Source organism: Shewanella putrefaciens (assembly GCF_016406325.1).
Lineage (GTDB): Bacteria > Pseudomonadota > Gammaproteobacteria > Enterobacterales > Shewanellaceae > Shewanella > Shewanella putrefaciens.
This window is the reverse complement of record NZ_CP066370.1, coordinates 3,001,745-3,014,209: the sequence shown is the minus strand read 5'-3', so window position 1 is coordinate 3,014,209 and position 12,465 is coordinate 3,001,745. Positions and strand designations below refer to the sequence as shown.

Below are 12,465 nucleotides of genomic sequence, written 5' to 3'. Positions count from 1 at the left end.
GTTGCAAGGATATCCCAAACGATGGAAATCACTGAGTTATTAGCTTTTAGTGTAAAACACAAAGCCTCGGATCTACACCTCTCTGCAGGGATATCTCCCATGATCCGTGTTGACGGTGAAGTGAGAAAAATTAACCTACCAGCGCTCGATCATCGGGGCGTACACAGCTTAGTGTACGATATTATGAATGATAAACAGCGCAAGGACTTTGAAGAGCATTTAGAAATTGATTTTTCGTTTGAAGTGCCCAACTTAGCCCGTTTTCGTGTAAACGCATTTAACCAATCCCGTGGTGCCGCCGCAGTATTTCGTACCATTCCCAGTGATATATTGTCACTTGAACAACTTGGCGCACCGGAGATATTCAAAAAAATTGCCAGTTATCCGCGTGGTTTAGTGTTAGTCACTGGACCGACTGGCTCGGGTAAGAGTACCACACTTGCAGCAATGGTGGATTACATCAATGAAAACCGCCATGATCATATCTTAACCATTGAAGACCCAATTGAATTTGTCCATCCTAATAAACAATGTTTGATTAACCAGAGGGAAGTTCATCGGCATACACACAGTTTTAACGCTGCCCTCAGGAGTGCTTTGCGTGAGGATCCTGACGTAATTTTAGTGGGGGAGATGCGAGATCTTGAAACCATACGTCTGGCGATGACCGCTGCAGAAACTGGCCACTTAGTCTTCGGTACTTTACACACAACTTCAGCAGCGAAGACGATTGACCGTGTGGTGGATGTATTTCCTGCTGGGGAGAAAGACATGGTACGCACTATGTTATCTGAATCATTACAAGCGGTTATTTCACAGACGCTTATCAAAAAAATTGGCGGCGGCCGTGTCGCTGCACACGAAATTATGATGGGAACACCTGCAATTCGTAACTTGATCCGTGAGGACAAAGTCGCACAAATGTACTCTGCCATTCAAACTGGCATGGCTCATGGAATGCAGACTCTGGAGCAATGCCTGCAAAATTTAGTTAATCGTGGTCTGATCACCCGCGAAGATGCCATGTCGAAAAGCTCAAATAAACAAGCCACATTTTAAGGATTTATAATGGATGTACGTCCGTTTTTAAAAGTCATCGTTGAGCGTAAAGCCTCTGATTTGTTTATTACCGCGGGCTTTCCTCCCAGTGCAAAAATTGATGGCGAATTACGTCCCCTCGCCGAGAGTGCATTTACGCCTGCACAGTCTTTAGATTTTGTTGAGTCACTCATGACTGAAGCGCAGAAACAGGAATTTCACTCAACCCGTGAATGTAACTTTGCTTTTGCGGCAAAGGATCTCGGTCGTTTCCGAGTCAGCGCTTTTTGGCAAAGGGAATCACCAGGATGTGTTATGCGCCGGATTGAGACCAAAATTCCCGAAGTCGATGACTTAAAATTACCTCCTATTTTAAAAGATCTGGTGATGAGCAAGCGTGGGCTTATCATTATGGTCGGCGGCACAGGTACGGGTAAGTCAACCTCATTAGCAGCATTGGTTGGATACCGTAATGCCCATGCCCGTGGCCATATATTGACGATTGAAGATCCTGTTGAATTTGTTCACGATCATAGAAAAAGCATTATCACCCAACGTGAAGTAGGCATAGATACGGAGTCATTCGATGCAGCATTAAAAAGCTCCCTTCGTCAGGCGCCCGATGTGATCTTAATCGGTGAAATTCGTACCCAAGAGACGATGGAATTTGCATTGTCGTTTGCAGAAACAGGTCATCTTTGTATGGCAACCCTACATGCCAATAATGCGAACCAAGCACTCGATCGGATTATGCACTTAGTGCCTGAGAGTAAACATCAGCAGTTACTATTTGATTTATCCTTAAATTTACGTGGTATTGTGGCGCAGCAATTGATCCCCAAAGTCGATGGAACGGGGCGCCGCGCCGCGATTGAAGTGTTAATTAATACTCCAAGGGTGGCGAGTTTAATTGCCAAAAATGAACTGCATTTACTCAAGGAAACCATGGCAAAATCGAATGAGCAGGGGATGCAGACATTCGACCAAGCGTTACTGAAATTATATGTTGATGGTGAAATTAGTTATGCCGATGCCTTACACCATGCTGACTCACCAAACGATTTACGTTTGATGATCAAATTACAAAATAAAGAGCCTACTGGTTCAAGTTTTATGGAGGGTGTAACACTCGATATGGATTAAGGCTGTAGATTTAATCGACGGTTCAGATAAGTCGATTATTAGTCAGTGCTTACTATGAGCCTAACCCTAGCTTTTATTTTTAATTCAATATGATCTTTATCTCGAGCATTTACGTAATGCCAGATAAAGGAGAAAACAATGAATAAATTCACTCTAATATTAGCAGCGACAGCAAGCATCATCAGTGCGGGAGCCATGGCCGCCACTTGCCCAAATTATCTCGATCTGGAAGTACGTAAATTACATTCAGAGGATAAAATTAATCTGTGTGAGTTGACTCAAGGTAAACCCGTATTGATCGTCAATACTGCCAGTAACTGTGGCTATACCTCACAGTTTAAATCCCTAGAAGCTATTAATAAGGAATATAAAGACAAAGGATTAGTTGTGATAGGTTTCCCATCGGATGATTTTTTTCAAGAAGAAAATGATGAGAAAGACACGGCGAAGGTATGTTACATCAATTATGGTGTGACTTTTACTATGTTGGCCACATCGCCGGTCCGAGGAAATGATGCAAACAGTGTATTTAAATACTTGGCCGAAAAAACGGGTGCGCCAAAGTGGAATTTCTATAAGTATGTTGTCAGTGGTGACGGTACAGTTGTACAGCAGTTCAATTCAAAAGTGAAACCCAATAGTGCCGAACTTAAACAGGCTATTGAATCGGTTCTTTAATTTTAATACGTTAAATTATTTAAGAGGCTGTTTTGGCTAAATTTTCAGGATTATCAAAAGACATTGGGCATGCAAAGCGCGGCAGGGTTGGTGTACTGTTACTTAATCTGGGTACACCAGATGCTCCAACAGCATCGGCAGTAAGACGTTATTTAGCTGAGTTTTTATCCGATCCTCGTGTAGTAGAAATCCCTAAATTAATTTGGATGTTAATTTTACATGGGATTATTTTGCGAGTTCGTCCGGCTAAATCGGCGGCTCTATACGAAAAAGTATGGACCCAAGCGGGTTCTCCTTTAATGGATATCAGTTTGCGCCAAACGGCAAAACTTACGGATAAGCTAGCATCTGAGGGAATAGATGTATCTGTGCATTTAGCCATGCGTTATGGAAATCCTTCGGTTGCCAGCACATTGCAAAATATGCACAAGCAAGGGGTTGATAAGATTGTTGTATTGCCTTTGTATCCTCAATATGCGGCGCCGACGACAGGCTCTGCTTTTGATGCGATAGCAAAAGAGTTATCCCAATGGCGTTATATTCCATCACTTCATTTTATTAATACTTATCATGACCATCCCGATTTTATTGAGGCTTTAGCTGAGTCAATTCGAGTTGATTTTGAAAATCAAGGCAAGCCTGAAAAGCTGGTATTGTCATACCATGGTATGCCAGAAAGGAACTTGCATTTAGGTGATCCTTATTATTGTTTTTGTGCAAAAACTACACGCTTAGTAACTGAAAAGCTTGGATTAAGTCAGGATGAGTTTGTGATGACTTTTCAATCTCGCTTTGGTAAAGCTAAATGGCTACAACCTTACACCGATGCCACGATGCAAGCATTACCCAATGCGGGTGTTCGTGATGTTGCTATTGTCTGTCCGGCATTTAGTGCCGATTGCCTCGAAACATTAGAAGAAATTGTTGGTGAAAATGGCCATATTTTTACCGAGGCAGGAGGGAATAAGTTCCGTTATATTCCGGCACTTAACGATGATGATGCACACATTACTATGATGGCAAATCTTGTCAGGCCTTACTTATAACCTGACGTAGCTTAGACCTATGAAAATAAAAAAGGATAAGGCAACTTATCCTTTTTTAGATCTAGCGACCAAATTGGTTTTCGAAATAGCTTTCGATGATAAGCACTGCAGAAACCGCATCGACTTGACCTTTCGTTAAGGCTTTAAAACCACCTAACTCAAACAATCTTGCTTTGGCATCTGTTGTCGTTAATCTTTCATCTTGAGTCACAATTTTTACCCCAAATTTAGCATTGATCCTATTGGCAAACTTACGTGCTCTGTGGGTCATTTCTTGCTCAGTACCATCCATATTAAGGGGTAAACCAACAACAACGAGATCTGGCCGCCACTCTTTAATGAGATCCCCTATTTGATCCCAATTGGGGATGCCATCAACAGCCTTGAGTGACAGGAGTGGTGTGGCACTGGCAGTGATTTCTTGTCCAATGGCGACACCGATACTTTTTGTACCAAAATCAAAGCCTAAAACAGTTTTAGTATTCATAGTATGACTAATTATTGGGAATTATTTAGGTTCAAGCGTGGCCTGCTTGTGCTGATACTTGCCAAGCATCGAATCCAAGTGAGCGACTCGCCTGTGGCCAACGGTCCTCATGTTTTACATCGAACAGCAGAGCATTTGTGGCTGGTATGGTAAGCCAGGAATTTTCAGCGAGCTCTTGTTCTAGCTGATGTTTACCCCAACCTGCGTAACCAAGTGCTACGAGAAATTTATCTGGAGATCGCTTGCCTCCAATTGCAGTTAATACATCGCGAGAAGTGGTCAGCATTAATCCTGAACCCAGATCTGTGCTATTTGCCCAATAGGGTTGAGATGTATGGAGCACAAATCCGCGATCCTGTGAAACTGGACCTCCCATTAATACTTGAGCGTTTTGTGCAATATCCGCAAAAACCTGCTCTGCAGGTAAATCCATTTGTTCTAAGAGTGAGCTAACTTCAATACCTAACGGTTTGTTGATTACTATTCCCATCGCTCCCTTGTCATCGTGCTCACATAAATAAATGACTGAACGCTCAAAAAAGGTATCGTCTAGTGAAGGCATTGCGATTAAAAAATGGTTTTGTAAACTCTCCATTAAAAACTCCGTTCAGGCCAATAGGCATTAATCTACAAGTCGAACTAAAAGCAGAATTATTGAAATTATTCATTTAAAATGATTAGCTTACTGGTTATTTTAGCCAGTATTGTTAACCACCAGCTAATTTCACCTTGTAGCTTTGTTTTTCGAGTAACAGTTTCAGTTGTTCTCGATTGTCAGTTTGTATCTCGATAGTGAAATCCTTAACTGTACCACCACAACCACATTGTTTTTTAAGGGTTTGAGCAAGGGTTTTTAGTGCCGTCTCATCTAACCCTAATCCTGAGATAATTGATACGCCTTTGCCTTTACGCCCCTTACTATCTCGGTGGATCCGAACTATACCATCTGATTCTGGTATTGCTTTGGCAGTTGATTCTGGGCTAATACGGCCTTTATCGGTACTGTACACTAAGGATACGTTAGGATCTGCTTTCATAAGTAATTTTCATTGGATGTCAGTGACGTTATGCGGCGGTAGTTTATCAAATTCGTTGGCGTTCGGGGAGGTAAAAAAAGACCACTTAAAGATTGACTGTAAGTGGTCTGGAGAAAATGCCAACTCTTTGCAGGGAGGTAAGCATATTTTTGAAAGTTAGAACCTTTAGAAGCGCTGAGCCACCATCACTATCAATGCTATTGCTGTAAGTAGAGCACAGGGCATGATATAGCGGTGCAACTTAGGCAGTGCAATCAAACACGCAGTTGATACAAATCCGAAAGCCGCCACAGTGGCGTAATTCGCGCCATTTGTGATGGCGTTAATGACTAACCAACTGAGTACCATTATCGGTAATATCAATAAACTAAAAGGCAAGTGACGTTTGATTTTTGTACTATTAACTTCAAGAGGCGCTTTTTGCGGAGCGATAAAAAATATCGCAGATGCAACAATAAATGCGCTAATAAACCAATACATATCATTCTCCCTTTACCTTAATTGATAATCATTATCATCTAGATGCTTGCTGAAGTCAAGCTGAATGAGCTATAGCTTTTCCACCAATTGAGTTGTAGAACAATCAATAGCTCTGTAAGCTAAATCTATAATCTCTGATGCTTGTCTTTGTTCAGTTTGAACATTTGAGGAAAATAAGATGAAAAACATAATTGTTGGTTTAGCCGTACTGGCATTGAGTGCTTGTAGCTCACTCAAGTCTGGTTGGGACTATGATCCTAGTGTCAGTTTTACTCAATATAAAACCTATGCTTGGGTTGCTCAAAAAAATGATGAGTCTGGATATCATTTGGATGGCTTGATGGATCAACGGGTCAGAGATGCTGTTAATGCACAATTAGCAGCTAAGGGAATGAGCTTAGTTGATGCAAAAGAAGCGGATGTGCTAGTAAATTATCTCACAAAAGTCGATAAGAAGATTAATGTTGATACCTTTAATACTAACTTTGGCTATCATCCCTACTATGGCCCAGGTTGGGGATGGGGCGGGAATATGCAAACTCAAACGACAGTTAGAGAGTATGAAGTTGGTACATTAATAATTGATTTAATCGATAATAAAACCAGCAAGCTTATTTGGCGAGGTTCTGTTGCCGATACCATTCGTGATAAAAATACTCCATCAGAAAGAGTCCAAACTATCAATAAAGCCGTTGGTAGTGTAATGGCTAATTATCCCCCTAAACCTGATATTAAATAGTGATCAGAAGATACAAATTAAGCGACCTGTAGGTCGCTTTTTTTGACTGTTTTTATATTCTTAGTCGATAAAAATGCTTTTTATGCAGTTATTTACAATATTGACAAGTTCTCTTTATTTAAACTTATTGAAAAGATGATCCATCTTCAATGGTAATTTTTGAGTTAATACTGTTAGTTTACTGTTATTGTTGTTTTTATTATATGATTGTTGTATTCGGTTGCCATCCTCACATTTTATTATCTATTATTTTTTCTAATGATAACTTCAAAATTAAATCATTACATAACTTGAGTTTTATCAGGCAGAATCTGCTTCTTTTTACTGTAAATGACCGTTGAAATGCAAGAAACACAATTTATTGGATTACTATGGTTTGTTGGTATTCTTGCTGAAGCGATGACGGGGGCCTTGGCAGCTGGGCGAAAGCAGATGGATTTGTTTGGGGTTGTGATCATTGGCTGCGCAACGGCAATTGGTGGCGGTACCCTAAGAGATATGATGTTAGGAAACTATCCCCTGATCTGGGTTGAGAATGTACATTATCTTCTCGCCATAGCATTTGCGTCTTTATTGACAGTCGCCATCGCGCCTGTGATGCGCTATTTGTCTAAACTTTTTCTTGCTATAGATGCTTTAGGGCTTGCGGTATTTTCAATTGTTGGGGCACAGAAAACGTTAATGTTAGGATTTAGTCCCACAATTGCGGTTGTGATGGGGTTGGTTACAGGTGTATTTGGTGGCGTAATTCGCGATATTTTGTGCAATCAAGTACCTTTGATTTTTAAGAAGGAACTTTATGCTGTTATTTCACTTTTAACCGCTGGATTATATATTACCCTCAAAGCCTACCAGTTGACGGAATGGATTAACCTTGTGATTTGCCTTAGTATCGGCTTTAGTTTGCGGATGTTGGCGCTACGATACCATTGGTCAATGCCTACATTTGATTATCAAGCAAACAGTGATCAACAGTCCCACTAAATTTAAGAAGCAGGGAAGGCAAACTCCCTGCTTTTTTACTTTGGCGCTTACTGTTGGTTTTGGAGCGTTTTTAACGCTTCGAGTGCGGCATCATAGTTAGGATGATCAGTGACGTTTGGCACTAATTCTTGATATTGGAGCTTACCTTCAGCATCAATAATAAAGATGGCTCTAGCTAATAAACCATAATTCTCAATTAACAGACCGTACTTCTCGCCAAAATCACGCCAGACTGAATCAGAAAGTACTTTAATTTTGTCAACATTTTCAACTTTGCAGAAGCGCTTCTGTGCGAATGGAAGATCAGTGCTTATGGTCAAAATAACGACATCATCTGAAAAGTGGCTGACTTCGCTGTTAAAGCGTTTTGTCTGTAGGGCGCATACGCCAGTATCTAGGCTAGGTACAGCGCTTATTAGCACCATTTTACCTTTAAAGTCACTTAAGGTAACTGGGGTAAATTGCTCATCGACCACTTTAAATCCCGGTGCAATTTCAGCGAGTTGAGGTAGTTTACCTTTGAGGCTCACATGCTTCTCACCCATAAGTACCTGTGGTTTCTCATTAGCGAGAGCATTTGAACTCAGTAGTGCTAAACTATAAAAACAGCAGGTGGCAAAAAATGAAATAGACCCTTGCATTTTATCTCCTCGTATTCATCTTTCTGTATCAACTCACCATTAAGTTACACTAAAATAATTGTATGAGTTGTAAAAAAGGTCGGTATTAACCGACCTTTTTTAATATGAATTATTTATTTTCAGGTAATTGCTTTACATGAATATCCATTTGCGGAAATGGAATTTCAATATTAGCGGCATCCAGAGCATTTTTTATTTGCTCAAGGATCTCAAAACGTGCAGCCCAAAAATTAGGCGTTTTAACCCAAGGACGAACTACAAAATTAATAGAGGAATTTCCCAGTTCAGATAATCCAACGGTATAGGACGGATCTTTTAGTACATATTGGTTGTTATCTAAGATATCTGTTAATACTTTTTTAGTTAATGCAATATCTGCTTTATAAGATACACCGATAACAAGATCGATACGGCGATTTTCTAAGGCTGAGTAGTTCGTGATAGTGCCATTCATAATTGAGGAGTTTGGTGCCACAATAACTTTATTATCAGGAGTGCGTAGTTTTGTTGAAAAAATAGTGATTTCATCCACAGTACCAGCAATACCAGCGGCTTCAATATAATCACCTACACGGCATGGACGGAATAATACCATTAAGACGCCAGATGCAAAATTAGATAATGAACCTTGTAGCGCTAAACCTACAGCTAGACCTGCTGCACCGATAACGGCAACAAGTGATGCTGTTTGTACGCCAATTTGCCCTAATGTTGCAATAATAGTAAAGACAAACACAATCGCCCAGGTTAAGTTTGCAACAAAGGACACAACAGTTGGATCAACTTTACGGCTGTTTAGTAATTTACGTATAACCTTTTGCGCTACGCCTGAAAAATATTTACCGACAAAAAAGATAATAATAGCGAACAGAGTTTTTAGACCATAGGCCATCAATAATTCTGGTGCTTGATTTAATAAACCCTCTAGATTTTCCATTGAATAACTCCCTAAATAAAATACGCTAACAAAACTATTTATTATTGACGATAAATTGTACTCGTCGATTTAATCCGCGTCCTTCGCTAGAACGATTATCTGCGACAGGTTCAGATATACCTTTACCTACAATGGTAAATCGATTTGGGTTAAAACCATAGTCTTCAACCAAAATTCGTCTCACATTTTCAGCACGCTGTAGCGATAGCTGATAATTAAACTCAGGTGTACCGACAATGTCAGTGTGCCCAACTAAGATCAATGCGACATCATTATTGGCTTCTAAGAATGCTTTGACTAAAGCTAAAGATTTCCATTGCGATAAGTCTACCTCGGCAATCGCAAATTCAAAGTAAACGATTGCTGTCTCGATATTATGACAATCAGTACTTGAATAGGTACTAGGATCATTGATGTCACATTGAATATTGTGAGTGGTGACTTCTACTTCATGGGGGCAGCCATTTGCTAATACTTTTGTATTTATGGGGGTATCTGGACATGCGTCTTTAATGTCTGGTACACCATCTTGATCGGTATCCTGCCAAGCATAAACCTGTGATGTTAGACTTAGTCCTAATATCAAAAGTAAAGGCTTAATCCAATGCAATAGGGATATATTCACCATAAATCACCTTATATATTGTGGGTAGGGTAGTCAAAAATACCGATAAATTTACTCAGCTGTAGCATGACAACCTTCGCACTGCATTCTATCTATTTACGGGTAATTCGCCAAGCTCAACGCTGATTTTTCATTTGCTAGCTCATCTCTCAACCGCTGAAATAATCAGAGTATATTCATTTTTACTTTAATGTTTCTCAAAGTATAAATATAGCGACTTAGCAATGGTTATGTTGCTCTTGGCTTAGGCAAACTATACAAATTTTATCTTTGGCGTTAGAGTCACTAACTCATTGTGATTACGCAAATAAAATTGAGGGCAAGATGATAGATTTACGCAGTGATACTGTTACCCAGCCTACTGAAGCCATGCGGTTAGCTATGTCCAGAGCTGAAGTCGGAGACGATGTATATGGTGATGATCCTACCGTAAACAGCTTACAGGATATGGCTGCTGAGATGTTTGGTTTTGAGAGTGCGCTGTTTACGGTTTCTGGCACTCAAGCAAATTTACTTGCTTTAATGGCTCATTGTGAGCGTGGGGATGAGTATTTGTGCGGCCAACAGGCGCATAATTATAAATTTGAGGGCGGTGGTGCTGCAGTTTTAGGCAGTATTCAGCCGCAGCCATTGATAAATCAATTGGACGGCACTATTGCGCTTGCAGACATAGAGGCTGCGATTAAACCTGATGATATCCACTTTGCTCGCACCCGTTTATTGAGTTTAGAAAACACCATTGCGGGTAAAGTATTACCGCAGACCTATCTGGCAAATGCACAGGCTTTAGCTTTTCATCGTGGTTTGAAAATTCACCTTGATGGGGCGAGAGTAGCCAATGCTGCGGTAGCACAAAATATCCCTATTAGTGATATCACTGCGCATTTTGATTCCGTTTCCATCTGCCTTTCAAAGGGGCTTTGCGCGCCCGTGGGTTCATTACTCTTAGGTGATGAGCGTTTGATTAAAAAGGCAATACGTTGGCGTAAAATGCTTGGCGGTGGTATGCGTCAAGCGGGGATATTAGCTGCTGCAGGTAAACTGGCATTGACAGAACAAGTAGAGAGACTTGCTGAAGATCATGAAAGTGCAACTTATTTTGCCCAGAAATTAACCGAGTTTGCCGAATTTGAGGTTGATTTAACCACGGTACAAACCAATATGGTGTTTGCGACTTTGGCGCCGCATATTGACGCTATGTTATTGGCCAAACGGTGCCAAGAGGCTGGGATTTTAATTAGCCCTGGACGGACAATTCGTTTCGTTACACATAAGGATGTTACTCGTCAGGATATTGATAAAGTGCTAAATATCTTTAAGTTACATTTTCAAGCGTAATTGAACCTTCGCTATTTACTGTCCGAAAGGTTCGTCTGGCAAGTTCTTGTGCTTACCTTCGCCATGCGAACCACTCGTTATTTGAGTTGAATAACGATAGTTCATTCTTCGTTTAATTGTTATGACATCAGGATATATCACTGGGGTAGATATAGGTTTAAACCTGATAATAGTTCAAATAAAGGGTGGGTATTGAACAAACTTGAACGGTGATAAAGATGATGGCTGCACTGTGTTAGATGGGCAAATCGTTAGAAAAGCTTACCAAGGATGACGTTCTTCTCGCACTTCTAGGGCGTTGGTGATGCAGGATAATGCTTCGACTTCTCGCAATGAGCTAATGTGTGCATTACCGTATGTTTGCCGTAGAAAATTCAAATTACAAGATGATTAATTTTGAGTCATCAGTGCCAGTTTATTGGGTCAAGTTGATAGAAATGGCTGATTTCGCGATAAAGATTTGGATACTGCTGATACAGTGCTTCGGGTTTTTCAAAAAAAACTTCAGTGATAACAGCAAAAAATTCAGCAGGGTTAGTGGCGCCATAATAATTAAATAGCGAAGGGCGTCCAAGTGCCGCTGACTCTTCTAATTCGGCAAAAGTTTGGCTTAGTACGGTCGACCAAGTCAGGTAGTCAGCACTGTGTTGCAAAATGGGGGCTCCATTAGCGTGCCCATCTTCTTGATCGAGTTGATGGGCAAATTCGTGGATCACGACATTGTTGCCATCATGGGGATTGGCAGCACCATCGAGTGTATTTTTCCATGAGAGGACGACTTTTCCCTGCTCCCATGATTCCCCAGCGAGTATATTGCGTTGTTCCCACACAACACCATTGGTGTCTTGTTGTTGATTACTCACGATAAAGGCATCAGGGTAAACCAAAATTTGTTTCAGTTTGGGATAAAAGTCTGTTTTCCGATTTAATAATAACAGACAGGCTTGGGCGGCAATGGTGACTTTAACTTCATCATTAATCTCTAATCCATCGCATCCGATAAAGCTTTTTTCATCAATGAATATTTGAATATGCCGCTTAAGCTGAAGTTGAAGATCGCTTGGTAGTGCATGAAAATAAGGCAATCTTTGCTTGAGGATTGCGCGCCACACCTTAGGAAAGGGTTTGGCTATCACTTTACGTCTATGTAAGGTTTTGCGCCAACGACTCGAGAGTAGCCAAATGATAGCGCCAATGCCCAACATGAGAGTGAGTACAATAGCTAACATAGAGATCCTTTCACGTTGTGAGTATATTAGCAAATGGGGGTGAAAAGTTGAAAGTCAACTCCT

General features: G+C 40.6%; 15 protein-coding genes. 7 read left to right on the top strand and 8 right to left on the bottom strand.

The genetic code is table 11. From position 1 onward, the window contains the following. Window positions 1-21: 21 nt before the first annotated feature. The 4 genes from JEZ96_RS13455 (at window position 22) to hemH (ending at window position 3,905) form a co-directional block, all read left to right on the top strand. Window positions 22-1,059: a type IV pilus twitching motility protein PilT gene (locus JEZ96_RS13455; protein WP_011788674.1), complete on the top strand. Its 1,038-nt coding sequence runs from the start codon at window positions 22-24 to the stop codon at window positions 1,057-1,059. Between the two features lie 9 nt (window positions 1,060-1,068). Next, the gene (locus JEZ96_RS13450; RefSeq protein WP_011788675.1) at window positions 1,069-2,181 is read left to right on the top strand and encodes a PilT/PilU family type 4a pilus ATPase; all 1,113 of its coding nucleotides are present in this window, start codon (window positions 1,069-1,071) and stop codon (window positions 2,179-2,181) included. 138 nt (window positions 2,182-2,319) lie between these two features. Next, on the top strand, window positions 2,320-2,859 hold the full coding sequence (locus tag JEZ96_RS13445) for a glutathione peroxidase (RefSeq protein ID WP_025008699.1): 540 nt from the start codon (window positions 2,320-2,322) through the stop codon (window positions 2,857-2,859). 32 nt (window positions 2,860-2,891) lie between these two features. Beyond that, a complete protein-coding gene (gene hemH, locus JEZ96_RS13440) occupies window positions 2,892-3,905 on the top strand; it encodes a ferrochelatase (RefSeq protein ID WP_011788677.1) in 1,014 nt (337 codons plus the stop codon). A gap of 61 nt (window positions 3,906-3,966) precedes the next feature. On the opposite strand, the gene ruvX is transcribed toward hemH, so the two are convergent. The 4 genes from ruvX to JEZ96_RS13420 all read right to left on the bottom strand — a co-directional run bounded on the left by ruvX (window position 3,967) and on the right by JEZ96_RS13420 (window position 5,909). Next, window positions 3,967-4,392: a Holliday junction resolvase RuvX gene (gene ruvX / locus JEZ96_RS13435; RefSeq protein ID WP_025008700.1), complete on the bottom strand. Its 426-nt coding sequence runs from the start codon at window positions 4,390-4,392 to the stop codon at window positions 3,967-3,969. A gap of 31 nt (window positions 4,393-4,423) precedes the next feature. After that, window positions 4,424-4,987: a YqgE/AlgH family protein gene (locus tag JEZ96_RS13430; protein WP_011788679.1), complete on the bottom strand. Its 564-nt coding sequence runs from the start codon at window positions 4,985-4,987 to the stop codon at window positions 4,424-4,426. 112 nt (window positions 4,988-5,099) lie between these two features. Continuing rightward, window positions 5,100-5,429, bottom strand: coding sequence for a stress response translation initiation inhibitor YciH (gene yciH / locus JEZ96_RS13425; protein WP_014611015.1), 330 nt, complete (start codon window positions 5,427-5,429; stop codon window positions 5,100-5,102). Between the two features lie 165 nt (window positions 5,430-5,594). Then, window positions 5,595-5,909, bottom strand: a complete 315-nt coding sequence (locus JEZ96_RS13420) for a hypothetical protein (protein ID WP_011919670.1) — start codon at window positions 5,907-5,909, stop codon at window positions 5,595-5,597. 178 nt (window positions 5,910-6,087) lie between these two features. Here JEZ96_RS13420 and JEZ96_RS13415 point away from each other — a divergent pair, with 178 nt between their 5' ends. After that, complete coding sequence (locus JEZ96_RS13415) at window positions 6,088-6,648, top strand: DUF4136 domain-containing protein (protein ID WP_011788682.1); 561 nt, start codon at window positions 6,088-6,090, stop codon at window positions 6,646-6,648. A gap of 342 nt (window positions 6,649-6,990) precedes the next feature. Further along, the gene (locus JEZ96_RS13410) at window positions 6,991-7,632 is read left to right on the top strand and encodes a trimeric intracellular cation channel family protein (RefSeq protein ID WP_041412371.1); all 642 of its coding nucleotides are present in this window, start codon (window positions 6,991-6,993) and stop codon (window positions 7,630-7,632) included. A gap of 47 nt (window positions 7,633-7,679) precedes the next feature. On the opposite strand, the gene tpx is transcribed toward JEZ96_RS13410, so the two are convergent. The 3 genes from tpx to JEZ96_RS13395 form a co-directional block, all read right to left on the bottom strand. Further along, window positions 7,680-8,273 carry a thiol peroxidase gene (gene tpx / locus JEZ96_RS13405; protein WP_011788684.1) on the bottom strand — a complete coding sequence of 198 codons (594 nt, stop codon included), beginning with the start codon at window positions 8,271-8,273 and terminating at the stop codon, window positions 7,680-7,682. Window positions 8,274-8,382: 109 nt separating this feature from the next. Further along, window positions 8,383-9,210, bottom strand: a complete 828-nt coding sequence (locus JEZ96_RS13400; RefSeq protein WP_011788685.1) for a mechanosensitive ion channel family protein — start codon at window positions 9,208-9,210, stop codon at window positions 8,383-8,385. Window positions 9,211-9,244: 34 nt separating this feature from the next. Further along, complete coding sequence (locus tag JEZ96_RS13395; RefSeq protein ID WP_061783210.1) at window positions 9,245-9,838, bottom strand: OmpA family protein; 594 nt, start codon at window positions 9,836-9,838, stop codon at window positions 9,245-9,247. A 321-nt stretch (window positions 9,839-10,159) separates the two neighbouring features. Between JEZ96_RS13395 and ltaE the strand changes: the two genes are divergently transcribed. Beyond that, complete coding sequence (ltaE, locus tag JEZ96_RS13390) at window positions 10,160-11,173, top strand: low-specificity L-threonine aldolase (protein ID WP_011919667.1); 1,014 nt, start codon at window positions 10,160-10,162, stop codon at window positions 11,171-11,173. Window positions 11,174-11,577: 404 nt separating this feature from the next. Here ltaE and JEZ96_RS13385 read toward each other — a convergent pair whose 3' ends face one another. Further along, window positions 11,578-12,402: a M90 family metallopeptidase gene (locus tag JEZ96_RS13385; protein WP_014611011.1), complete on the bottom strand. Its 825-nt coding sequence runs from the start codon at window positions 12,400-12,402 to the stop codon at window positions 11,578-11,580. Window positions 12,403-12,465 lie beyond the last annotated feature (63 nt).

What these genes read in the sequence shown, in the direction of transcription:
- JEZ96_RS13455 (WP_011788674.1), top strand. Translation starts at nt 22, where the DNA reads ATGGAAATCACTGAGTTATTAGCTTTTAGTGTAAAACACAAAGCCTCG.
- JEZ96_RS13450 (WP_011788675.1), top strand. Translation starts at nt 1,069, where the DNA reads ATGGATGTACGTCCGTTTTTAAAAGTCATCGTTGAGCGTAAAGCCTCT.
- JEZ96_RS13445 (WP_025008699.1), top strand. Translation starts at nt 2,320, where the DNA reads ATGAATAAATTCACTCTAATATTAGCAGCGACAGCAAGCATCATCAGT.
- ruvX (WP_025008700.1), bottom strand. Translation starts at nt 4,392, where the DNA reads ATGAATACTAAAACTGTTTTAGGCTTTGATTTTGGTACAAAAAGTATC.
- JEZ96_RS13430 (WP_011788679.1), bottom strand. Translation starts at nt 4,987, where the DNA reads ATGGAGAGTTTACAAAACCATTTTTTAATCGCAATGCCTTCACTAGAC.
- yciH (WP_014611015.1), bottom strand. Translation starts at nt 5,429, where the DNA reads ATGAAAGCAGATCCTAACGTATCCTTAGTGTACAGTACCGATAAAGGC.
- JEZ96_RS13420 (WP_011919670.1), bottom strand. Translation starts at nt 5,909, where the DNA reads ATGTATTGGTTTATTAGCGCATTTATTGTTGCATCTGCGATATTTTTT.
- JEZ96_RS13415 (WP_011788682.1), top strand. Translation starts at nt 6,088, where the DNA reads ATGAAAAACATAATTGTTGGTTTAGCCGTACTGGCATTGAGTGCTTGT.
- JEZ96_RS13410 (WP_041412371.1), top strand. Translation starts at nt 6,991, where the DNA reads ATGCAAGAAACACAATTTATTGGATTACTATGGTTTGTTGGTATTCTT.
- tpx (WP_011788684.1), bottom strand. Translation starts at nt 8,273, where the DNA reads ATGCAAGGGTCTATTTCATTTTTTGCCACCTGCTGTTTTTATAGTTTA.
- JEZ96_RS13400 (WP_011788685.1), bottom strand. Translation starts at nt 9,210, where the DNA reads ATGGAAAATCTAGAGGGTTTATTAAATCAAGCACCAGAATTATTGATG.
- JEZ96_RS13395 (WP_061783210.1), bottom strand. Translation starts at nt 9,838, where the DNA reads ATGGTGAATATATCCCTATTGCATTGGATTAAGCCTTTACTTTTGATA.
- ltaE (WP_011919667.1), top strand. Translation starts at nt 10,160, where the DNA reads ATGATAGATTTACGCAGTGATACTGTTACCCAGCCTACTGAAGCCATG.
- JEZ96_RS13385 (WP_014611011.1), bottom strand. Translation starts at nt 12,402, where the DNA reads ATGTTAGCTATTGTACTCACTCTCATGTTGGGCATTGGCGCTATCATT.